This window comes from Pseudomonas sp. 58(2021) (genome assembly GCF_017491585.1).
In the GTDB taxonomy this organism is placed as follows: Bacteria; Pseudomonadota; Gammaproteobacteria; order Pseudomonadales; family Pseudomonadaceae; genus Aquipseudomonas; species Aquipseudomonas fluorescens_BT.
Genome location: NZ_JAFGYZ010000009.1, coordinates 69,203 through 92,907, shown reverse-complemented (window position 1 = coordinate 92,907; position 23,705 = coordinate 69,203). Strand labels below are relative to the sequence as shown.

Below are 23,705 nucleotides of genomic sequence, written 5' to 3'. Positions count from 1 at the left end.
GCCGACCAATGCTACAGAATGCCTGCCGTTGCGGCACAACCGCTTTGCCAGGCTTTTATTGCAAAGTGTGTTGCTCGATGAACTCCGTCGGCACAACGCCTTCACGACTCACCAGTCGATTGAGCTCCGAGCGTGGCAATCGAACGGCCAGCAAGCTGACCCCTTCTTCGTCGTGTTCTTCTTTCTGTACCGCGCCCAGTTCGAAGAACTGCGCACGCAGACGCGCGAACCGCTGAGGCAGGCGCAAGGTTCCCACGAACAGGTCGCTGCCCAACAACTCGGCAATCGCCTGCTCGAGCAATTCCAGACCGGTGCCATCACGCGCCGACAGCCAAACCCGCTGGGGCTTGCCGTTTTCATCGCGCTGGATTTGTGGCTCAACGCCTTCAAGCAAATCGAGTTTGTTATAGACCTCGAGGATCGGCAAGTCCTGGGCACCGATCTCGCCCAGCACTACCATCACCTGCTCGATCTGCAACATGCGATCCGGTTCGGCCGCATCGATCACGTGCAACAGCAGGTCGGAATTGCTCGACTCTTCGAGCGTAGACCGAAATGCCTCGACCAGCTTGTGGGGCAGATGACGAATGAAACCCACGGTGTCGGCCAGGACAATCGGCCCCAGGTCGTCCAGTTCCAGACGGCGCAGGGTCGGGTCCAGCGTGGCGAACAGTTGGTCGGCCGCGTACACCTCGGATTTCGTCACGTTATTGAACAGCGTGGATTTGCCCGCGTTGGTATAGCCCACAAGAGACACGGTAGGAATATCCGCGCGGGAGCGGCCACGACGCGACTGCTCGCGCTGACTGCGAACCTTTTCCAGCCGGCCCTTGATCTGGCGCAGGCGAACCCGCAGCAGACGGCGGTCGGTTTCGAGCTGGGTTTCACCCGGACCGCGCATGCCGATACCACCACCCTGACGCTCAAGGTGAGTCCAGCCACGAACCAGCCGGGTGCTCATATGGTCAAGCTGGGCCAGTTCTACCTGGAGCTTGCCCTCATGGGTACGGGCGCGTTGGGCGAAAATATCGAGAATCAGACCGGTACGGTCGATCACGCGACACTCGAAGACACGTTCGAGGTTGCGTTCCTGACTGGGCGTAAGGACGTGATTGAAGATCACCAGATCGGCTTCTTCGGCGTGTACCAGGTCGCGCAGTTCCTCGACCTTGCCGCTGCCGATCAGGTATTTGGCGGTTGGCCGATGACGCGGCACGTTAAAAAACGCAACGGTCTCGGCGCCTGCCGAATTTGCCAGTTCCTGAAACTCCTGCGGATCTTCGCGCGCCTCAGGGTCCTGTCCATCCAAGTGAACGAGGATGACTCGTTCACCACCACCGTGGCGCTCAAAGAACAAAGGAGACTCCTATCAGGCGTTACCTGGCTCAGCGTCACCTGCTTCGGATTCGGTTGCGCTTGGCAGACGAATTGGACGAACCGGCACGACTGTAGAGATAGCGTGTTTGTAAACCATCTGGCTGACGGTGTTCTTCAGCAGGATAACGAACTGGTCGAACGATTCGATCGTGCCTTGCAGTTTGATACCGTTGACCAGGTAGATGGAAACCCCCACTTTCTCTTTACGTAAAGTATTCAAGTAAGGGTCTTGTAGCGAATGCCCTTTTGACATGTGCCGCACTCCTTTAAGGATTCAATATAAAAAATAGGTAATCAGATGGCTTTTGCCGCCACACCCCCAAGGATAGACGGCAATTGCAAGGACTCAGCCCAATATGGAGATGGTCCCAAGGTATTTCAAGGTGCGTGGCAGATTGTCGCAATCCAGACTGTCGAGCCAGTGCAAATCGTCCCAGCTGCGCAGCCAGGTAAACTGGCGTTTGGCCAATTGGCGCGTGGCGATGATGCCCCGCTCCTGCATTTCGGCCGCCGTCAGCTTGCCATCCAGGTAATCCCAGACCTGGCGGTAGCCTACCGCACGTATAGACGGCAACCCGGCATGCAGGTCACTTCTATTACGCAGGGCTACGACCTCGTCGATGAATCCCTGTTCCAGCATATTTGTGAATCTTTGTTTAATGCGGTCGTGCAGTACCTGGCGATTTGCCGGAGCAATGGCCAAGTTCGCGACAGTATAGGGCAATTGTTGCCGTCCCGATGCCGCCGCTTCAGTACTTTGTACAGATTGTTTCAGCCGAAGTTCAGTCATGCTCTGACCGCTGACCCGATAGACTTCCAGCGCACGACTCAGGCGCTGTGGATCGTTCGGATGAATACGCGCCGCCGACTCCGGATCGACTGCCGCCAGTTGATCGTGCAGGGCTTGCCAGCCAAGGCGTGCAGCCTCTTCTTCAATCTGCGCGCGAATCTCGGGATCCGCCGCCGGCATATCGGCCAGACCTTCGACCAAAGCCTTGTAATAGAGCATCGTGCCGCCCACCAGCAGCGGAATTTTTCCGCGTGCGGTGATTTCGGACATCGCCTGCAAAGCGTCGCGGCGAAAATCCGCAGCCGAATAAGCCTCGGCCGGGTCGAGAATGTCGATCAGGCGGTGGGGGTACTCGGCCAGCAGCTCTTTCGACGGTTTGGCCGTGCCAATGTCCATGCCGCGATAAACCAGCGCCGAATCGACACTGATCAGCTCGCACGGCAGCACCTTGGTCAGCTCGATGGCCAGGTCGGTCTTGCCCGCAGCGGTCGGGCCCATCAGGAAAATCGCTGGAGGAAGCTGGCTCATCAACGACCGCGCAGGAACAGTTTGTCCAGATCGTCCAGGCCCAGTTGGGTCCAGGTCGGCCGGCCATGGTTGCATTGACCGCTGCGCTCGGTGTTTTCCATGTCGCGCAGCAGGCCGTTCATTTCCGGCAAGGCCAGGCGGCGGTTGGCGCGGATCGCGCCGTGGCAGGCCATGGTGCCGAGCAGTTCATTCAAATGCGCCTGGATTCGGTCGCTGGTGCCGTACTCCATCAAGTCCGACAACACGTCGCCCACCAGACGGTTGGCCTCGGCCTGTTTGAGCAGGGCCGGGATCTGACGGATCGCCAGGGTTTCCGGGCCCAGACGCTGCAATTCGAAACCGAGACGCTGGAACCACGCCGCATGCTCTTCGGCACAATCGGCCTCGCGCTGACTGACCGCCAGCGACTCCGGCACCAGCAGCGGCTGACCGCTCAGGCCTTCGCTGGCCATGGCGATCTTCAGGCGCTCGTACATGATCCGCTCGTGAGCGGCGTGCATGTCCACCAAAACCAGGCCCTGGGCGTTCTCGGAAAGAATGTAGATGCCCTTGAGCTGCGCCAGTGCGTACCCCAGCGGCGGAATGTCTTCCTGACCGGCCGGCAGCGCGTTGGCATTGGCCTCGGGCAGCGGCGCGAAAAACTCGCGGTACGCGGCCTGAGCCTCGGCAACCGGCACGGTCGATTGCGGACGCGGCGTGTATTGATACTGATAAGCACCGCCAGCACTGGCGCTCGACGAGGTATTGAACGTCGGTTGTGCCTGCGGTTGCTCCAGCAGCGCGTTGGCGGCCAGGCGCATCTCGCCCTGCGGCCCGAATTCGCCGGCTTCGAGACCGGTTGGCCGCACGACCGCGGTAGTGACCGAACCGGCCAACTGATCTTCCGGCCGCACATCCCCCAAGGCACGGTGCAAGGTGCCATAAAGAAAATCATGCACCATGCGCCCGTCACGGAAGCGCACTTCATGCTTGGTCGGGTGCACGTTGACGTCGACCGCTGCCGGATCGACCTCGAAGAACAGCGCGAACGTCGGATGCCGGCCATTGAACAACACATCGCGATAAGCCTGACGCACCGCGTGGGCCACCAGTTTGTCGCGCACCGCACGGCCGTTGACGAAGAAATACTGCAAATCCGCCTGACTGCGGTTGAAGGTCGGCAGACCGACCCAGCCCCACAGGTGCAAGCCATTGCGCTCGATCTCGATCGGCAACGCCTGCTCAAGGAAGCCCGAACCGCAGATCGCCGCCACACGCCGGGCGCGAGCCGCGTCATCGTGAGCTTCGTGCAGGCTGAGGATGGTCTTGCCGTTGTGGCGCAGGTGAAACGCCACGTCGAAACGCGCCAGCGCCAGACGCTTGATCACTTCCTGCAGGTGATCGAATTCGGTTTTTTCAGTCTTGAGGAATTTGCGCCGTGCCGGGGTGTTGAAGAACAGGTCACGCACTTCCACCGAAGTGCCGACCGGATGGGCTGCCGGTTGTACCCGGGGCGCCATGTCACGGCCTTCGGTTTCGACCTGCCAGGCCTGATCGGCGTCACGGGTGCGGGAAGTCAGGGTAAGACGTGCCACGGAGCTGATCGACGCCAGTGCCTCGCCCCGGAAACCCAGGCTCATCACCTGTTCGAGGTCTTCGAGGTTGCGGATCTTGCTGGTGGCGTGACGGGCCAGTGCCAGCGGCAGGTCATCGGCGGAAATTCCGCTGCCATCGTCGCGCACCCGCAACAGTTTGACGCCGCCCTGCTCGACATCGACGTCGATGCGTCTGGCGCCGGAGTCGAGGCTGTTTTCCAGCAACTCCTTGATCACCGAGGCCGGGCGCTCCACCACCTCACCGGCGGCGATCTGGTTCGCCAGCCTCGGGCTGAGCAGTTCGATACGGGCAGCGTTCAGAACCTGATTCATTCTTTGGACGCCAGTTCAGTGCCCGGAATGGTCAGGTGCTGACCGACCTTCAACTCATCGCTGCTCAGGTTGTTGGCACTGCGCAACGTGGCGGCCGACACCTGATAGCGCACGGCAATCATCGCCAGGGTCTCACCCGGGCTGACCCGATGATCACGTGGCCCCTGGGCGATCTTGCCCGAATCACGCAGCCAGGCAATGTAGGTGCCCGGTGGCGGGTTCTGCTGGAAGAACTGACGCACGCCGCTGCTGATCGACCGCGCCAGCGCCTGCTGGTGGCTCGAAGCAGAGAGTTTGTTCGCTTCGTTGGCGTTGGAGATAAAGCCGGTTTCCACCAGGATCGACGGAATGTCCGGCGACTTCAACACCATGAACCCGGCCTGTTCTACGCGCTGCTTGTGCAACGGCGTGACCCGGCCGATGTTGCTCAGGACTTTCTGGCCGACGTTGAGACTGGAGGTCAGCGAGGCGGTCATCGACAGGTCGAGCAGCACGCCGGCGAGCATCCGGTCCTTGTCGTCGAGGCTGACGTTGCCGGCACCACCGATCAGGTCGGAACGGTTTTCGCTGTCGGCCAGCCAACGGGCGGTCTCCGACGTTGCGCCACGGTCGGACAACGCAAACACCGAAGCCCCGAAGGCCGCCGCAGACGGCGCGGCGTCGGCGTGGATCGAGACGAACAGGTCGGCGCCCTTCTTGCGGGCGATTTCGGTTCGACCGCGCAGCGGGATGAAGTAGTCGCCTGTACGGGTCAGTTCGGCGCGGAAGCCTTTCATGCCGTTGACCTGGCGTTGCAATTCACGGGCGATCTGCAGCACCACGTCTTTTTCGCGCTGACCACGTGAGCCGGACGCACCCGGGTCTTCGCCGCCGTGGCCGGCGTCGATCACCACAATGATGTCGCGTTTGCCGGCCGGGGCCGGAGGCAGTTTGATCGCAGGTTCTGTCGGGGTTACCGGCACGGCCGGAACGGTCGCTACCGTTGGTGCGGGCGCAGGTGTCGGAGGTGGAGGCGCGGCATCGGCCGGGTTATCGAACAGGTCGACCACCAGACGGTTTCCGTACTGCGCGTTCGGCGCCAGCGAGAAGCTTTTCGGGGTGACGGCTTTCTTCAGGTCAATGACCACCCGCAAATCGGTCGGCGTACGCTGTGCCGAACGCATGGCGGTGATCGGCGTATTGGCCGTGGAGACTTTCAACGGCGCCCCGAGGGTGGCGCCATTGATGTCGATCACCAGTCGATCCGGTGCAGTGAGGGTAAAGACGCTGTGTTGCACCGGGCCGGTCAGGTCGAACACCAGGCGCGTGTTGTCCGGCGCCCGCCACAGGCGCACGCTGTTGACCTTCGTTTCGGCCACAGCGTTGACGGTTACTGCCATCAACATCAGTCCAGCGGCAGCCACCAACGCGCGAAAGCGCATACCTAACCCCATCATTTAATTGGTTTCCAATGCCAAAGCGGCACACCAGGCCTCGCCACGCGAGCCCTGGGACAAAATAGTCAGCGAACGCCCGCTGTCTTGCGGGCTAATGGTAATGGTCAGGTCAGGCTTTGGCAAAAAGCCTGCACCTTTATCGGGCCACTCGATCAGGCACAGGGCGTCGTCTTCGAAATAGTCGCGAATACCGAGAAACTCCAACTCTTCCGGATCGACCAGACGATACAGATCAAAGTGAAAGGCGCGGACGTCACCGATCTCGTAGGGCTCGACCAGCGTGAAGGTCGGACTTTTCACCGCGCCCACGTGCCCCAGCCCGCGAATGATGCCCCGCGACAGCGTGGTTTTGCCCATGCCGAGGTTGCCCTCAAGAAAGATCAGGCCATGCCCCCCGGTTACGCGGGCGATCCGTGCGCCAAAGTCGCTCATTGCCTGTTCATCGGCCACGTACAGGGTTACTTCAGACACGGTGCATGCTCCTCCAACAACTGACGAATGGCTGGAATGAGATCACTGGCCGCCAGCCCACGGCCGAATTCACCTTGTTGCGCTCCGGCATTGGCGTGCAGCCAGACCGCCAGGCAAGCCGCATCGAAGACGTCCATGCCTTGAGCCAGTAACGCTCCGACCAGACCGGCCAGCACATCGCCGAGCCCCGCAGTGGCCATCGCCGGATGACCTTGATGACACAACGCCAGACGCCCGTCGGGATGAGCGATCAGACTGCCGGCGCCCTTGAGCACCACCACCGCTGTATATTTTTTGCTCAACGCCAGCGCGGCGGCCGGACGATCCGCTTGCACTTCTGCCGTGCTGATCCCAAGCAAGCGCGCCGCTTCACCCGGATGCGGTGTGATCACGCAATCCCTGGGCAGAGTAACGAAGCCGGACGCCAGCAGATTCAACGCATCGGCATCCCACACTTGCGGCAGCGGTGCATTGGCGGCGGCCGACAGCAGTGCCCTGCCCCAACTGGCCTGCCCAAGCCCCGGGCCGACCACCAATACGGACACCTTTTCCAGCAGCCCCATCAATTGATTGGCCGAAGAAGCGCCCAGCGCCATGGCTTCCGGCACCCGGCTCAACGCCGCCGGCACATGTTCCGGGCGGGTCGCCAGCGACACCATCCCGGCCCCGCTGCGCAAGGCGCTTTCGGTGCTGAGCAGAATTGCCCCGCCAAAACCGTGATCGCCGCCGATCAGCAGCACATGACCGAAACGCCCCTTGTGCGCAGCCGGCGCACGGGCAGCCAGATGCGGAAGGTTAGCCACGTTGAGCCGGCGAGCGGCGACAGGAATGTCACTGAAGGTTTCGGTCGAAGCCTGCAGATCGTTAAACAGCAGTTCGCCGACGTGATCCGCTGCCGCGCCCGTAAACAGCCCGAGTTTCAGGCCGATGAAGGTCACGGTGAGGTCGGCGCGCACTGAGTCACCCAGCGCATGACCGGTATCAGCACACAACCCGGAAGGGATATCGACCGCCACCACCGGCAGTCCGCTGCCATTGATCGCCGCAATCGCGCAGGCATAAGGCTCACGCACGTCACCGCTCAGGCCCGTGCCGAGCAACGCGTCAACGACGATACCCCGCAACTCGCAGGACACATCCCACGGGGCAATCGAGACGCCGTCAGCCACGGCTTCGGCGTGAGCCACCGCGGCATCGCCCTTCAAACGCTGCGGCTCGCCGACAGCCAGCACCTGAACCTGCCAACCCGCCCGGTGGGCCAGCGCCGCCACCAGATAACCATCGCCGGCGTTGTTGCCGTGCCCGGCCAGCACCGTCATTTGATTCGCGGCCGGCCATTGGCGCACCAGCGCGCGCCAGGTGGCATGGGCGGCACGCTGCATCAATTCGAAGCCCGGCGTGCCGGCGGCGATCAGCCGTGCGTCGAGTTCGCGCACCTGCGCGGCACGGTACAGCGCGTCGGGTAATTGATCTTTAGTGTGCGGCATGCGTCTTCGGGCTCCGATGTCTGGCAGAATTATACGCACCTCAGCTCCGGTTTCTCTCGCCTCATGTCCGCCATCACCACAGATCTGCCTGCCCTCGCCCAATCCATCAAGGACTGGGGCCGCGAGCTGGGCTTCCAGCAAGTCGGCATCAGCGGTCTGGACCTGGCCGAGCATGAGCAGCACCTGCAACGCTGGCTCGAGGCCGGCTACCACGGCGAAATGGATTACATGGGTGCCCACGGCAGCAAACGCTCGCACCCCGAAGAACTGGTGCCGGGCACCTTGCGTGTCGTTTCCCTGCGCATGGACTACCTGCCGGGCGACACGCAAATGGCACAATTGCTGGCCAAACCGGAAAAGGCCTACATCTCGCGTTATGCCTTGGGCCGCGATTATCACAAGTTGATCCGTAAACGCGTTCAACAACTGGCGGACAGGATTCAATCCGAGATCGGTCCGTTCGGCTTCCGCGCCTTCGTCGACAGCGCTCCGGTGCTGGAAAAAGCCATCGCCGAACAGGCCGGCCTGGGCTGGATCGGCAAAAACACTCTGGTGCTCAACCGCAAGGCCGGCAGTTACTTCTTTCTCAGCGAACTGTTCGTCGACCTGCCCTTGCCGGTGGATGAACCCCACAGCAGCGAACATTGCGGGCGCTGCACCGCGTGCCTCGACATCTGCCCGACCAACGCCTTCGTCGGCCCGTATGTGCTGGATGCGCGACGCTGCATTTCCTACCTGACCATCGAGTTGAAGAACGCTATTCCCGAAGACCTGCGACCGCTGATCGGCAACCGGGTGTTCGGCTGCGACGACTGCCAGATCTGCTGCCCGTGGAACCGCTTCGCCCGCCCCTCCGGCGAAAGCGATTTCAAGCCACGGCACAATCTGGACAATGCCGAACTCGCCGAGCTGTTTCTGTGGGATGAAGACAAGTTTTTGAGCAGTACCGAAGGCTCGCCGCTGCGCCGGGCGGGTTACGAACGCTGGCTGCGCAATCTGGCGGTGGGCCTGGGGAATGCGCCTTCAACGATTCCGGTGCTGGAAGCGTTGAAGGCGCGACGGGATTATCCGTCAGAGTTGGTGAGAGAGCATGTGGAATGGGCGCTTGAACAGCACTCACGATCAGCACAGGCAAAACCTGCAGACACGGTGCTCAAGCCGCAGTCTGGACATTGAGTGTCGTTGCCTCATGCCCGTCGCTGTCCGGGTGCGTTATTCACACCTATTTTTTTTCGTTGTAGTGGCCACCCACCTGCTTGATGGTGACAATCTTGTGCTTGGTGTCTTCCGTCAGATAAATGCGATCCCCCTGCGATAAGTAAAGATGCATCGGCTTTGCCCCGGAACTGGCCGGACCATACATTGGCGTATAGTCGGCGTGTATGAGCGCGGCGGCGGAGGTCGGGGAATTACCCGCCTCGATATGTTTCATGAACAGTTCAGCTCTGTCTTCCGTGGCCTTGCGCGCTTCTATTCTGACAATATTCATCTTGTCTTTGGGCCTGACCAGTGTCCACTTCACTTCTTCGGCAACCGGCTCAGCGGCTTTCCTGGCTTTTGCTGCAGCCTTGGCTCCTTTTCCCTTGATCATTCCTTTGGCCATCTCTTTGCCCGCAGCGCCTGCCCCCTTGCCACTCGCCCCTTGCGCCCAGGCGCCAGCGAGTTTCCTGCCCGCATTAATGCCCGCTCTGGCACCCGCCCCCAGCCCAGCCCCGAACGAAGCCAGTCCAAGACCAAAGGTGATCCAGCCCAATATATTCCCCGCTTGAGATTCCGGCTCCAGCTCATTGACCACCTCGCTGGCAATACTCGACAAGCCCGAAGTAACGGCCAGCCCCAAGGCCGCCACTGCCCAGGGCGTCGTCGCTCCCATCGTCAATACGCTGGCAACAATCCCGAAAACGCTCAATCCAACGCCCAGGATGGTTTGCCAGGAGATGTGTCCAGTGGGGTCAATACGATTGACAGGATCGCCCAGGCAATAGGCGTAGGCATTCAATCCGCCTTCACCAAACGGACTCATGCTGTCGGGGCTGAGAAAGCGCATCAAGGTCGGGCTATAGGCTCGGTATCCATTGCCCAACAGATACAGACCGGTAGCCGGGTCCAGTTGCTCGCCGTTAAAGCCCGCCAGACTGAACAAGCCACCTTCGGCGGGACGGTGCCCATAAGGGCTGTAAGCGCAATCGGTCAGATGCTCCTCACCCAGTTGAGCCAACACACTTTGCTGCTGATCGGTGCCGAACAGCTGAATACCGGAGCTCAATCCGAGTTGTTGCTGCCCTACAAGCAATCCACCGTGACGCACGATGCTAGATGAACGATTACCGCTGACTTCATGGGTGATCCGGCCTTCATGGTAATAACGCTGGGTAGTTACCGTATCTGGTTGCGCCAGTTCAACCAGTTGGTCGAACCCGTCGTAATGGTAGCCGCGAATGACCTTGCCTCCTGCACCGGTCAATTGCTCGAGTCGCCCGAGCGCGTCATAGGCCAGGGTTCGCGCCTGATCATCCTTGATCATCCTGCCGTTGGCGTCATATTCCAGGGTCACTGCCGAGGGATAGTCGACGTGTGAATGCTTGACCGAGCTGAGTTGCGCAGGGTCCGGGTTGTCATAACCAAAGGTAGTCAGGTTCACACCCAGCGGGAACCGCGTCTGTACGGTGAGCAGGTTATCCAGCGCATCGAATGTGAACGCCTGCTGAACAATCTCCTTGCCATAGGGATCCCGGGGCTTGTGGGTTCCGGCGCAGTCGTACTGGATCAGACGCCCGCGCCTGTCGTAGGAAAACTGTTCATCGCGCAACACTTGCGTACCGCGGCTGGACACCTTCCTCGCCAGTTTGCCAGCCAGTGTATAGGTCGACACCAGCGTCTGATCGGGCTGGCCCTTGACCTCGAAAGTACGGCATGTTTCACGACCGATATCATCGTAGGCAAACCGGGTGATCATTTGACGCTTGAGCGAAGTCTCTTCGGTCATTGTCCATTCCAGCAACCCGGTCTGAAGGTTGTAGTGGAATTCGGTTTTCAGTGACCCCTGCAAGGTTGATAGCAGACGACCGTGATCATCGTATTCGGATCTGCGCTCCGTCCCCAGCACATCGATATAGGTGAGCGGTCGACCCTCGAGAGAATAGGTAAAGGAAGTTGATTTACTGATCACCCCGTAAGTGGTCGTTTCGGATTTGATGCGCCCGGAAGGGTAATACGTAAAACGACGCTCTCTGCCGTTTTCACTGCAGGTCAGGGGATGACCATTGACCGGGTCGTAAGTCATGGTGGTGAGCAACGCACCCGCCTTGCGCTCCGTCAGTAAACCGCCCAGCTCACGCAAATAGGTGAATTCGGTTTTCTTGCCGTCGGGACTCTTGTGCCACTGCGGCTGACGGAAGCCCGCTTCATAACCGGCTTCGGACTTGCGCCCGCCCACTGTGCTTTGCGTGAGACGATTCAAGCCGTCATAGGTTTGCCGGCCCAACATTTTGCCGTCGACCTGGATGCAGGCCGGCAACGCTTCGTCGCTGTGATCGGCGTAATCGGTTACCACCTCGCTGGCATCGGGCAGGACGCTGCGGGTCATCCGGTCGAAGACGTCATATTCATAGCGTGTGGTATTGCCGGCAGGATCGGTCTCGGTGGTCGTGCGCCCGAGGCCGTCATAGGTGTAAACCGTTTTGCCCAGACTGCTGTTCTTAAGGTTGAAGCTCTCGACACTCAGAGGCTTTCCGAACGAGTTGACGAGGGTGACTGTCTTGCCCATCCCTTGAAGCCAATTCGTTTGCTGGCGAGCAACCGGATCGACCTCGCTGTGTTCGATGCGCCCATCGGCATGGAGCGTCTTGCAGACCTGGCCCCAGTCATCGAATTCGTAGCGAGTCACCACTGGACAAGGTTTGCCGTCGCGCCAATCGGTCAGTGTCACTTGTATCCTGTTACCCGCCGAATCATGAACCGCGGAATAAAGGGTGCGAGTCTGAATAAGTCCCTCCTTGTCCGGACGGTCACAGTCCTTTTCCGCAACGGTGATCACCCGTTCCAGGCCGTCAACACTTACGCGTTGCTCGCCGCCGGCGGGATTCGTTCCCACTATTGTGGCCGGCAGTTTCTGGCTGGCGGATATATAAGACCACTGAGTAGAGCTCGCGAAGGGCGTTCCAGGGGCAACCGTCTTGCATACTGCCCGGCCGATTGCGTCGTACTCATACTCGATGTGCTCGCCATCGACACCGATTTCCGAGACCTGTAATCCAGTCAGTGTCGAAAGCACTTTCTCACTGGTCTGCAGCGTTCCATCAAATCCGTATGTACTGGACTTTACTTCCAGCCGGGTGTCCTTGAGCTCATAGGAAAATTCAGTACGGGTCTTTTTATCGTTACGGGTGACACTTTGCTCTTGCGTGGCCCCATGTTTGAACGGGTCCTGCGGCGTATTCAGGTAACTTTTTTCGGTTTTCGACCGCTGGATCTCAACCCCCTCCACAAGCTCGAAAAAACGCTCCTCAACTGGCAGGACGAAGGCCAGCTCTGCACCTTCCAGCGCAGGATGCAGGGCATAGTCGTAGTAGGTAACAGTCGAGTTCCCTCCCCCGTCTGCCGGGATGACTGTCCTCTTTTTCTGGAACCTGGCGAAGCCCATCGGATCCTCTGGACACTTGTCCCCACCGCTTGCCGGATAAAACTCCGACAAAGTGGTCATTCCATTCGGCTCGACAAGTTTGAGCAAGTTGCCTTCACCATCGAACTCAGTGACGGTGGTTTCCTGACGCGTCTGTTGGGTGCGCCGGTCGAGATAAGTCACCGTCTGAATCTTTGGCATGCGGAACTGAGCCGGCTGCTCATTGAATGGCTTGGTGACGGAACAATGGTATTCGGTGGCGACTGAGGTCTTGGCATCACCTCTTGTAGTGACCTCTGCGGTCAACAAATGGAACTTGTTGTAAGTGCGGTTGACAAGGGTGTGCACCGCCCCCTTGACCACCAACCGCTCGGTCGAGGAATAGACGTAGTTGGCGGGCGCCAGGTAGAGAGGATCTCCGTCATTACTTCTGGTCGGGATGAGGCCCTGCCCGAGAAAGTTATGGTCGGAATACGAGTATTCCTTGCAGAGCCTGGGTTGGTGGTGCCCCGGATAAATATCGTGAGCGATGACAAATGGCAGTGACCGCTCCACGCCGTTTACGAAGAGGTGACCCTGGCGCTTGTAGCGAATGAATTCGACACCGCGCAACGGATTGACGACGCGCCACAAATAGATGGCCTGATCAATGACCTCATATTCCAGCTCCCAGCCTTTGCCGACCGGAAGCTCGATGGCCGTTACCCGACTATTTTTCAGGACCAGTCCGTAATCGGTAGCGGCCGAAGTACCAGGATGCCGGGTCAGTATCACCTGACCTGCCTTGCGTGTGATTTTCAGCAGGCATCGCTGGGTGTCATTGACTTCAACCAACATGGGAAACTGATTGAACAACACATGCTTCAGCGTGATGCTCACACCGTTCGGGGCAATGATTTTTTCTACTACCGCGACCTGGGTGCCGGCCTGAACCTTGAGCAACTCACGCCGACCATCCTTGTACCGGACTTCATAGCGTCCGCCCCCCGTCTCCAGCACCTTGGCGGTTTGCAGTTTCATTTCCCTGAACTTCAGGCCGGCAGACGTCTCCACAGCCTTATAGCGTTCACCGTTTGCCAGCGTCATGACCTTGCTGCGCAAGTCGTAATGCGTCATGGTCAAAGACCAGCCGACGCCGAAACCGGTATCCACTTGATTCAGTGGATTGAAACCCAATGTCAGTGCAAGCTCAGGGCCATTCAGACCCGCCGAGTGCAACTTGCCCAGCGAAAATGAACACGTATACATTCCGGTGCGAGGGTCAACGCCTCCAGAAACAAACTCACCGAAGTTGAAAGCATTGGAGTGAGCATTGGAAGATGAATTACTTTCCATTGAAAAAGACGTCCTTTATTTCCATATTCAGATATTGGCAAATCAAGTGACCAGTGAACACCGGCTGGCCACCTGACAAAATCAGGCAAGCTGTTTCATTGACCGCCGGGACTCGCCCAAAATAAAGGTACGCTGTTCCTTGTCACCATCGAGCGAAAGCCTGTATTCCGAGCCGAACTCATCAAGCACTGCAAACTCGAATGCACTTTCATTTTCCCGTGCCACTTGAAAGTCAGCGGAAATGTACTGAACAAGTGTCAACTGGCCGGGCACTTTGTTAATAGGTACGGTCACATAGCCCAGCGGACTGCGAAACGTTGTTTTCTGCCCATAAATCGGCGCCATGTAACCGTAAAAGTTTCTGCGTCCGTCCCGTGTATCGGGAATATTTCCGGACACGTAGACCAGCGCCGCCATTTCAGAATCATAAGGATCAAGCTTGACCTCACTGCTGTACCAGTCGAGGAGATGAACCTGTCTGCCCTCTGCGTGCAGTCCAATATGGTAAAGCTGGATCCAGTCGTAAGAGGCCCTCTGCTGCTTCTCTTCATATTTATTCAGCGAAAAACTGTTTAGCGAATACACTCTCGGCGGAATAGCTTCCAGCGTGACACTGCTATCGAAGCCAATTCCGTTCGTTCGCAGCGTCACGTTATCCATGGCTATTTCGGCAGCCACTTCCATGATTCCAGGCCGGGAGGCGGAAACCCAAAATTCAAATACTTGCACAGGATCGGAATCATCACTGATTCGATTGTCCTTGACTTGGCGAACTTCTGTAACGCGCGGCGCCCCACCCGACATTTCGTGGGCAAACCGATTCTCCTGCCTGGATACACTCCAGTCACCTTCCAGAGGCCGAGCACCGTTATAGGCAATCAGCCGCAGCGTCTGCAAGGCGGGATGCCCGTACAGTGACACGCCATCACCATTGCTATCGGCTCCTTGTACAAGCACCAACACACGCACTTGCATGCGACCGTTGGCGTAAAGCACTTTGTGCTGGCCAGACTTGGTAGCGTCGAGTTTAACTTCGATACGGGAAATACTAAGTTGTTCGTCAGACATTCAATAACACCTTGGCTAATAAATACATGACGTCCATACAAGGACGCGCCCAAGCATTGACGCATGACTAAAACAACAATAACAGCCAAGACACTCGACAAATTATGAACAGGCCATCCGAGGAAATACCTTAACATCAAACCCGGCACAGCAAACAAACATTCAAAAAGGGAAACTCCAAATTACGAAATTCAAGCTTTCCATCCGTGCCCCTTTCGTTTCGGCATTCCCCGCAGCGCTTCTCTCCTTTATTCTGGCTTTACCGATAACAGAAGATGAAGCGCTACGTTATTCATTCGTATCAGATCGTGTTAGAAAAATACGCAGAACGTTACGCTTATCAACAATCAGCTACTGCTTGAGTCTGTCCCGAACCCACTTTCTGAAGAGTCACTTTCGTACTCCGAGTCTGAAAAAGACTCTTCCACTTTTATTTCTATTTTTCTATCCATGCTGGAACGGTCAAGATATTGGTCAATTCGCTCCCTGGAAGCGTTATTCAAGGGGTTGCCCACCAGACCGATGAATAGATTCTGTGTATCCAGAATATCGAATAACTCATCCCCCACATCGACAATATTATTGTTCTGCAACGTCAATATCTCGAGCTCCTTGAGTGTTCCTACTCCCGAAGGCACATTTGAAAGATTGGCGTCATGCAGCATCAACTCAGTCAGATCTTGCATGAAGCCTACATGCGGAGCCACCGTCAAAGGGTTCTGTGACAGATTCAACAGTGTCAGCGTTTCTATTCTCCCCAGCCCCTCAGCCGTTGCTTCAGAAAGTCTGAGCGAGCACCCGTTCAAGGTAAGTTGACGCAACTCACGCATTTGGAAGATCCCTGGCGCAAGGTCCTCCATTTTTACGCCGTTCACCATCAAATATTGAACGTTGGGAAAACTGTCGAGAAATGGACCGATCCGTGCCTCCGGATTTTTTGCGGTTAATATTAACTCTGTTACATATTCGAATCGGGTGGATAACCTTGGTAACTCGCCAGAAAAATCGACATCAGCAGAAAAATGATAGTCACCATATTCCCATCTCGAAATCGACTTGCGCTGCCAGATATCCTGCAGCAACTTGCTGAATTGCTCGCGGGCCTGGCGCTGTTCGACAAGTGTCGGCGCTGACGACCATCCCGACGATTGCGAATGAGGTGATGACTCACCGGCACTCCATATCGCCAGTTCTTCACGCAGCATCGCGAACTCTTTTTCAAGCCGCTGTATCACGCCGGATGGATCATTCTTCAATCGCCGGTTGATAAACGCCGTCACCTCCTCATCCTTGAGTTGCGGATAAAGCTCACGCACGCTGTCTACAACTGACTTTGCCGATGTCGGATCGTTATCGGCTCCACCTCGCAATCCTCCCGTTTGCGCGTATTGCAAGGCAGCGGGATCGACAGAAACCGGCCGTGGAGCCATTTCCAGAACTTCGCTCACGACTTGGCGCGAGGGCAACGGCTGTAAACGCACCAATTGCCGTAACGCTTGCCCTCCTCCGTCCAGGACACCGAGCGCCTGACGCTGAACGGGCAATAACCGCGACCAGACTGACGAATAGAGATCGTTCGAATCTTTGGCAGACGCGCCCTCGGGACTGTCGATGACATACCCGGCGTCCTGTCTGACCAGTACATGAAGGAACGGCGCCTGAACATCGCCAACAGCGGTCGCGACTTTTGCGTCGTGACGAATTTCGATACGAACTGTCGATGGCCACTGCGCAAGGAGGCCGATCATATGCAACGCCAGCCGATCACTATCGAGACTGGATACCGAATCAAGGTAAATCCCTTCACAGGCTCTTGCCAGACGCACATCGCGCATTGCCAGCTGCGCGTCTTCTGCCATTTGTCGTGTCATTCCCGAATGACTGTGCACATACAGACGATCGGAGGCGCTTGCGTCCTGCCACAGCGCCTCGGCCACCGTTTTGGTCAGTTCCGGAAAACTGCGTCGCATCTGCAACGTGTTTTCATCACAGTCGAGTTCAAACGCACGCTCATGATCCTGGAAGAGCAGAGCCCGGTCCCTCTCGGCAAGATCGCCCTTGCGCGACTTCAGCAGCGCCAGCAGTTGTGGATCGAGCTGGGCGCGAACCAGCGGATCGGGATGCTGCAGTTGTGTGAAGAAAATCTGGATTTTCCGATCGAGGCTGAAACGCCTGAGAGTTTCCTGGAGCACCGCGAGGGAACGAGAATGAATGGGGAAATCACGCGCCAACGCTTCATCCATGCCACTCACCGCAAGGACACGTGTCATTGTAATTTCAGAGAAGTCGTCCACCGAATACCCCACGCGGTGAACCAGTTCAGCCGTCCGTCTGTGTATCGAATCCGTCCTTGCGAGACGATTGCGCGAATCACTGCTGTCCAGTGCGAGCCAGAACCGGCCCTCACCATCGGGCTTCAATAGCGGACCGGAAGGGTTGAGCTCTCTGGCTTGCGTGGCGCGAAGCAGACCACTCCCGGCATCCAGGACCACTTGCACGAAATGGCCGTCGGCGACTGCCACAAACTGACGCCCCTTGTACATCCGGATGCCCTGAGCATCGGCGTCGCCGAGGAGTGTTGAAGCAGGTATCCGGTAATCTGCCAGGGAGCGGGGCGCGGAAAGCATCGCAAGCTCGTCGATCGCAAAAGCAACCGGATTCGCACTCACATTGCTCTCCTGCATCAATGCACCCACCTCTAGCCGGGCGAAAGAGTTCGACGGTTCCAGTCGATTCGGTATGGATACCTGCGGCGCTACTGGAATGGGGGAGGTTGGCCGATGTGAAACATTGATGCTGAAATCGGGTGAATGGTTTGGGGCAGGAACAGTTTTGACCTTTGGCGTTTTGTCAGCCATTGAGTTCTCATCCTTGAGGAGTAGTTTACGCTGGCCCCCGCAGAACCAAGGGGCCAACACAAGTCATAAGTACTGCACTTTTTATGCGAATACCCGACAATTGAACATCACAGAGTATCGATATCCGCCGTTAAAAGAGCATATATACCTACTACTCCTGCCGAATGTGCATCAGCAGAAAATGCTATCAACCTCGTTCAAGCGTGAAGTTGCGCGTATAAAAATCCAGCCTCAACGCCAAACTATGCTCGGTACCGTGTTGATCAATGGCGCGAAAGTGAAATATTTCGCCGTGCCTGGAACCAGGTGCAATTTCAGAATATTCGGACAGCGCCTGCACAACCGTCAGCTCTCCGTTGTGATCATTGACCCTTACAGAGTATGTTTTTGACTCTCTTGTAATGGCATCGGGGAAAAGATACGCAATGGGATCGCCATTAAATGGCAGTTTCACCTCCAGAGTATTCCGTTCCGGGCGGACAAAAGTGGCCCGCATAAAATTGGTTCTCGGCTCCTCTAACTTGTTCCCCCCAGCAAAAGCGTGGTCTTTCCCCGCTTCAGCTCCGTCTGCAATCCAATCAACCAGCTTGATCTGCTGCCCCTGCGGATAAAGCCCCAGATAATAGTTGAAGATTCGATTACCGGGTTGCTCATTGCCGCGCCGGGCTTGATACCAGCGGAACTGTTCAATGGCATAAGCCGGAGGCGTTTGGGATTCGATCGTAATGCTGCTGTCATGGACGCTGGACAGCGTGGTTCCGTTACTGAGAATTCTCAACCCGTTCAGAGACAGGCGCGCAGCGATCCTGGTCGTTCCTGCGACCGATGAGGATACCCAGAAGGTGCGAACCTGAGGATGAACGCTGTCATTTTCAGCATCGTCGTAAACGACCTCACCTGTCGCCGACGTTTGCGTCTCAAGCGTGTAACGCCCTTGTTCGGTGCTCGCCGCCCAGCCGTCACGTAACGTCCTGCCGGTACTGTAATGAATGAGTTCTATGCTATCCATTACACTTTCCGGCACGTGCACGAAGTTGCCGTTGGCATCCACTCCGGACACCAGAACTTGCACTTTCACCTGCATGCGGCCATTGCCGTATAGTGATTTGCTGGTGGTGCTGTCGCCAGCATCAAACTTTACCTTGAAGCTGGCAAGGCCTTCGAGAACAGGTGCGATGGTTTGCCCGCCCTGTGTTTCGCTCACATCTTCATTCATGTTGCATTTCCTTTGAGGAGTTTTATTCAAGGATTGGCATTGAACAATCCATCAACAAAAGAAATAACATGACCTTAAAACAATCAGCAAAGCGAAAAATGTAAGAAACATACACTTGCAAACCGCCGAAAGGCTGCAAATGGTCGTTTATTAAACCGTGACTGCAACAACTATCAATGCTCGTCGTTATAGACAAACTTTGGCATTTCCCAATGAAAACGAATCGCCAGCAATCGCAACAGAAAACCGCCAAACAAGGTAATCAGGATTGCCTGCTCACTCGGCACATTGAGATACAGGCACAACATGTAACACCAGGCCGCTGCAAAAGAGACGCTGGCATACAACTCACGGCGAAAGATCAGCGGAATGTCGTTGCAGAAGATGTCGCGCAGGATGCCGCCGAATACCCCGGTGATCACGCCGCTGACCGAAGCCACCAGCATGCCGTGGCCCATTTCCAGGGCGGTCATGCAGCCGATCAGCGTAAACGCCACCAGGCCGACCGCATCGAGCACCAGAAACAGCGAACGCAGGTGACGCATCCAGCGCGCGGTGAACACGGTGATCATCGCCGCGACCGTGGTCAGCACCAGGTATTCCGGGTGTTTGACCCAGGTCAGTGGGTAGTGCCCGAGCAACACGTCGCGCACCGAACCGCCGCCCAATGCCGTGACGCAGGCAATCAGCACCACGCCAAACCAGTCCATGCCGCGACGGCCCGCAGACAGGGCGCCGGTCATGGCTTCGGCAGTAATGGCAACGAGGTAGAGCATCAGCAACATGGTGGCGATCCTGGCAGGAAGGCGCGCAGTCTACTCACTTCGCCGAGGCACCAAAAGAGGGCGCCCCGGCGTGGGTGCCGATCTCAGAACTTGATGAAATGCTTGCGGTAGTGCTGCAGCTCGGCGATGGATTCGCGGATGTCGTCCAGCGCCAGGTGAGTGCTGCCTTTCTTGAAGCTGTCACGCACGTCCGGCGCCCAGCGCGCGGCCAGTTCCTTGAGCGTGGAGACGTCGAGGTTGCGGTAGTGGAAGTAGCTTTCCAGCGACTTCATGTGGGTATAAAGGAAGCGGCGATCCTGACAGATGCTGTTGCCGCAGATCGGCGACTTGCCCTTCGGCACCCACTTTTCGAGGAAGGCGATGGTTTCGGCTTCCGCTTCGGCCATGCTGATGCGGCTATCGCGCACGCGCTGGGTCAGGCCGGAGTTGCCGTGGGTGCGAGTGTTCCACTCGTCCATCCGGGCGAGGACTTCGTCGCTGTGGTGGATGGCGATCACCGGGCCTTCGGCCAGGGTGTTGAGATCGCTGTCGGTGACGATGGTGGCCATTTCGATGATCACGTCGTTTTCCGGATCCAGACCGGTCATTTCCAGGTCGATCCAGATCAGATTCTGCGGGTTTTGCATATTTCGGCTCCTGAGCAATGCTGCGCAGTTTAGCCTAGGGCGATGCCCGGGCGTGCTAAACTCGCGGCCGTTTTACCTAATCGCTGCATTCTTCAGACGGAACACCCATGGCCAAACGCCAACTCAATCGTCGTCAAAACTGGCGCATCGAAAAGATTCAGGGCGAGCGCGCCGCCCGCGCCGCCAAACGCGAGTCCTCGGCTGTCGAGGCGCTCGAAGGCGGCGACCTGGGCCCGGAACAGCACGGCCTGGTGATCGCCCACTTCGGTGTGCAGGTCGAGGTCGAGGCCGTTGACGGCGAACTGGCCGGCCAGGTCTTCCGCTGCCACTTGCGGGCCAACCTGCCAGCGCTGGTAACCGGCGACCGCGTCGTCTGGCGCGCCGGCAACCAGGGCATCGGCGTGATTGTCGCGCAACTGCCGCGCACCACCGAGCTGTGCCGTCCGGACAGCCGTGGTCAGCTCAAACCGGTGGCCGCCAACGTCGACATGATCGTCATCGTCTTCGCCCCGCTGCCCGAGCCCCATGCCAACCTGATCGACCGTTATCTGGTCGCCGCCGAACACGCCGGCATCCGCCCGCTGTTGCTGCTGAACAAGTTCGACCTGATCGACGAGCAGAACGCCCCGGCCCTGAACGCGCTGCTGGCGGTGTACCGGACCCTGGGTTATCCGGTGCTGGAAGTCTCGGCGCACCATGGCAACGGCATGGAGCAGTTGCAGAAACAGCTCGACGGGCGCATCAGCGTGTTCGTCGGTCAGTCCGGTGTCGGCAAGTCGTCGCTGGTCAACAGCCTGCTGCCCGACGTGGAAACCCGTGTCGGCCCGCTGTCCGAACTGTCCGGCCAGGGCACCCACACCACGACCACCGCACGGCTGTTCCACTTCCCCGGCGGCGGTGAACTGATCGACTCCCCGGGCATCCGCGAATTCGGCCTCGGCCATGTCAGCCGTGCCGATGTCGAAGCCGGTTTCATCGAGTTCGACGACCTGCTCGGCACCTGCCGCTTCCGCGACTGCAAGCACGACCGCGAACCGGGCTGTGCCTTGCTCAAGGCACTTGAGGACGGACGCATCCAGCAGCAGCGGATGAACAGCTACCGCTCGATCATCGCCAGCCTGCCGGAAAACGGTTACTGAGCGTTCAAGTAGCCAGACACAAAAAAGCCGCGATCATCTCGCGGCTTTTTTGTGGATCACTGTTTCGGCGCGGGCGCCGGAGCAGTGGCCGGTGCAGCAGGCGCCGGGGCAGGCGTCGCGCTGCCCGGCTCGACCGGTTTCGGCAGCGGGTCGTCAAACAGATTCAACCGTTCGCGCAACTCGTGGGCCGGCACTGGCTGCTGATCCGCCGGCAAGGCATTCGGGTCGACCGGTTTGGCTGGATCGGCACCGTTCTGCCCTTCAGCCGGTTTCGCCGGCTCGGCACCTTGCGAACCTTCGATGGCGGCCTGGGCCTTCTTGGTCAGGACCACGATGTCGATGCGGCGGTTGACCGGGTTGAACGGGTTCTCCTTGTCGAACAGCGCCGACGAGGCGTAACCCACCACACGCGCCACTTGCGAATCCGGATAACTGCCCGCCACCAGCGCACGCCGGGCGGCGTTGGCACGGTTGGCCGAGAGTTCCCAGTTGCCGAAGTCGCCAGTGCCAGTGTACGGCTTGGCGTCGGTGTGGCCGCTGATGCTGATCTTGTTCGGCACCGCTTTGATGGTGTCGGCCATGGCCAGCAGGATGTCTTCGAAGTACGGCTTCAGGCGCGCAGAACCGGAGTCGAACATCGGCCGGTTCTCGGCGTCCATGATCTGGATGCGCAAGCCGTTCGGCGTGATTTCGAACAGGATCTGGTCCTTGAACTTCTGCAGTTGCGGGTTCTCGTCGACCTTGTTCTGCAGTTCTTGCAGCAGCAGTTCCAGGCGTTCCTTCTCGACCTGCTCGGCCATGCCTTCAACCTGTTCAGTATCGACTGTGACCTTGTCCGGTTGCGGCTGAGACTTCACTTCAGGGTTGAGGGTGTTTTCCGGCGCCAGGGTCGGCGTGCCGCCCAGATCGATGATGTACGGCGTGCCGCTCTCGGAGAAACCGACCGGGTCCTTGAAGTAACCGGCGATGGCGATCTTCTGCTCCGGGGTCGCGGTGGACAGCAGCCACAACACCAGGAAGAACGCCATCATCGCCGTCGCGAAGTCGGCGAAGGCGATCTTCCACGCCCCGCCGTGATGCCCGCCGGCGATGCGCTTGACGCGCTTGATGATTATCGGCTGGTTATTTTCCATGACTTAGCGACCGCGAACGGCTTGTTCCAGCTCGGCAAAGCTTGGACGGTGAGCCGGGTACAGAACCTTGCGACCGAACTCGACAGCCAGCGACGGCGGCATGCCGGAAGCCGAAGCCACCAGCGAGGCCTTGATGGCTTCGTAGACGTTCAGCTCTTCCTTGGCATCGTGGGCCAGGGAGTGCGCCAACGGACCGAAGAAACCGTACGCCGCGAGAATACCGAAGAAGGTACCTACCAGTGCCGCACCGACGTGCAGACCGATGGACTTCTGATCGCCTTCACCCAGGGAGGCCATGGTCACCACGATACCCAGTACCGCCGCGACGATACCGAAACCCGGCATGGCGTCGGCGATGCCGTTCACCGCGTGGGACGGATGCTCGAGGTCTTCCTTGAGGCTGTACAGTTCCATGTCGAACAGGCCTTCCAGCTCGTGGGGAGCCATGTTGCCGGACGACATGATGCGCAGGTAATCGCAGATGAACGCGGTCATGCGTTCGTCCTTCAGCACCGCCGGGTACTTGGCGAAGATCGGGCTCGCGGCGGCATCTTCGATGTCGCCTTCGATGGCCATCATGCCTTCGCGGCGGCTCTTGTTGAGGATCTCGTAGATCAGGCCCAGCACTTCCAGATAGAACGTGTGGCTGAAACGCGAACTGAACATGCCCAGGGATTTCTTGAGCACATGCATCGTCATGTAACCGGGGTTGGCCTGGAGGAAGGCTCCGAGTGCCGCACCGCCGATGATCATCACCTCGAAGGGCTGGATCAGGGCGGCAATCTTGCCGTGGGAGAGCACGTATCCGCCGAGCACGCTCGCGAATACGACGATGATGCCGATAATTTTAGCCATAGGTAGAAAGGTACTTGTTTAAGTCGGGTTCAAGGTCATATTCGGAAGTTAAAAAATCTCTTCTTCTACTTAT

At 58.2% G+C, this 23,705-nt stretch carries 17 protein-coding genes; 2 read left to right on the top strand and 15 right to left on the bottom strand.

Annotated features, from left to right (window positions below; genetic code table 11):
• Positions 1-55: 55 nt before the first annotated feature.
• The 7 genes from hflX to J5M72_RS12525 form a co-directional block, all read right to left on the bottom strand.
• A complete protein-coding gene (gene hflX, locus J5M72_RS12555; RefSeq protein ID WP_207865605.1) occupies positions 56-1,357 on the bottom strand; it encodes a ribosome rescue GTPase HflX in 1,302 nt (433 codons plus the stop codon).
• Positions 1,358-1,369: 12 nt separating this feature from the next.
• Positions 1,370-1,630: an RNA chaperone Hfq gene (gene hfq / locus J5M72_RS12550; RefSeq protein ID WP_007902656.1), complete on the bottom strand. Its 261-nt coding sequence runs from the start codon at positions 1,628-1,630 to the stop codon at positions 1,370-1,372.
• A gap of 93 nt (positions 1,631-1,723) precedes the next feature.
• Positions 1,724-2,695, bottom strand: a complete 972-nt coding sequence (gene miaA, locus J5M72_RS12545) for a tRNA (adenosine(37)-N6)-dimethylallyltransferase MiaA (RefSeq protein ID WP_207865604.1) — start codon at positions 2,693-2,695, stop codon at positions 1,724-1,726.
• Positions 2,695-4,602 carry a DNA mismatch repair endonuclease MutL gene (mutL, locus tag J5M72_RS12540; protein WP_169428607.1) on the bottom strand — a complete coding sequence of 636 codons (1,908 nt, stop codon included), beginning with the start codon at positions 4,600-4,602 and terminating at the stop codon, positions 2,695-2,697. Before mutL ends, miaA begins: the two co-directional genes overlap by 1 nt.
• The gene (locus J5M72_RS12535) at positions 4,599-6,038 is read right to left on the bottom strand and encodes an N-acetylmuramoyl-L-alanine amidase (protein ID WP_169428606.1); all 1,440 of its coding nucleotides are present in this window, start codon (positions 6,036-6,038) and stop codon (positions 4,599-4,601) included. Before J5M72_RS12535 ends, mutL begins: the two co-directional genes overlap by 4 nt.
• The gene (tsaE, locus tag J5M72_RS12530; RefSeq protein WP_169428605.1) at positions 6,039-6,509 is read right to left on the bottom strand and encodes a tRNA (adenosine(37)-N6)-threonylcarbamoyltransferase complex ATPase subunit type 1 TsaE; all 471 of its coding nucleotides are present in this window, start codon (positions 6,507-6,509) and stop codon (positions 6,039-6,041) included.
• Positions 6,497-7,996 (bottom strand): NAD(P)H-hydrate dehydratase, encoded by a 1,500-nt coding sequence (locus J5M72_RS12525; protein ID WP_207865603.1) that lies wholly within the window; start codon positions 7,994-7,996, stop codon positions 6,497-6,499. Before J5M72_RS12525 ends, tsaE begins: the two co-directional genes overlap by 13 nt.
• Positions 7,997-8,059: 63 nt before the next feature.
• On the opposite strand from J5M72_RS12525, the gene queG reads away from it, so the two are divergent.
• A complete protein-coding gene (gene queG, locus J5M72_RS12520) occupies positions 8,060-9,172 on the top strand; it encodes a tRNA epoxyqueuosine(34) reductase QueG (RefSeq protein WP_207865602.1) in 1,113 nt (370 codons plus the stop codon).
• A 46-nt stretch (positions 9,173-9,218) separates the two neighbouring features.
• On the opposite strand, the gene J5M72_RS12515 is transcribed toward queG, so the two are convergent.
• The 6 genes from J5M72_RS12515 to orn all read right to left on the bottom strand — a co-directional run bounded on the left by J5M72_RS12515 (position 9,219) and on the right by orn (position 20,505).
• A complete protein-coding gene (locus J5M72_RS12515) occupies positions 9,219-13,952 on the bottom strand; it encodes an RHS repeat-associated core domain-containing protein (protein WP_207865601.1) in 4,734 nt (1,577 codons plus the stop codon).
• A gap of 81 nt (positions 13,953-14,033) precedes the next feature.
• Entirely contained in the window at positions 14,034-15,020 is a 987-nt protein-coding gene (locus J5M72_RS12510; protein WP_207865600.1) for a hypothetical protein, read from the bottom strand.
• Between the two features lie 347 nt (positions 15,021-15,367).
• The gene (locus J5M72_RS12505; RefSeq protein ID WP_207865599.1) at positions 15,368-17,878 is read right to left on the bottom strand and encodes a leucine-rich repeat domain-containing protein; all 2,511 of its coding nucleotides are present in this window, start codon (positions 17,876-17,878) and stop codon (positions 15,368-15,370) included.
• A gap of 187 nt (positions 17,879-18,065) precedes the next feature.
• A complete protein-coding gene (locus tag J5M72_RS12500) occupies positions 18,066-19,094 on the bottom strand; it encodes a hypothetical protein (protein WP_207865598.1) in 1,029 nt (342 codons plus the stop codon).
• Between the two features lie 173 nt (positions 19,095-19,267).
• Positions 19,268-19,879 carry a trimeric intracellular cation channel family protein gene (locus J5M72_RS12495; RefSeq protein ID WP_064379088.1) on the bottom strand — a complete coding sequence of 204 codons (612 nt, stop codon included), beginning with the start codon at positions 19,877-19,879 and terminating at the stop codon, positions 19,268-19,270.
• Between the two features lie 83 nt (positions 19,880-19,962).
• The gene (gene orn, locus J5M72_RS12490; protein WP_064593092.1) at positions 19,963-20,505 is read right to left on the bottom strand and encodes an oligoribonuclease; all 543 of its coding nucleotides are present in this window, start codon (positions 20,503-20,505) and stop codon (positions 19,963-19,965) included.
• A gap of 107 nt (positions 20,506-20,612) precedes the next feature.
• On the opposite strand from orn, the gene rsgA reads away from it, so the two are divergent.
• Positions 20,613-21,644, top strand: a complete 1,032-nt coding sequence (gene rsgA, locus J5M72_RS12485) for a small ribosomal subunit biogenesis GTPase RsgA (protein ID WP_169428598.1) — start codon at positions 20,613-20,615, stop codon at positions 21,642-21,644.
• 56 nt (positions 21,645-21,700) lie between these two features.
• On the opposite strand, the gene motB is transcribed toward rsgA, so the two are convergent.
• Both motB and motA read right to left on the bottom strand, forming a co-directional pair.
• Positions 21,701-22,777, bottom strand: coding sequence for a flagellar motor protein MotB (gene motB / locus J5M72_RS12480; protein ID WP_207865597.1), 1,077 nt, complete (start codon positions 22,775-22,777; stop codon positions 21,701-21,703).
• Positions 22,778-22,780: 3 nt separating this feature from the next.
• On the bottom strand, positions 22,781-23,632 hold the full coding sequence (motA, locus tag J5M72_RS12475; RefSeq protein WP_169428596.1) for a flagellar motor stator protein MotA: 852 nt from the start codon (positions 23,630-23,632) through the stop codon (positions 22,781-22,783).
• Positions 23,633-23,705 lie beyond the last annotated feature (73 nt).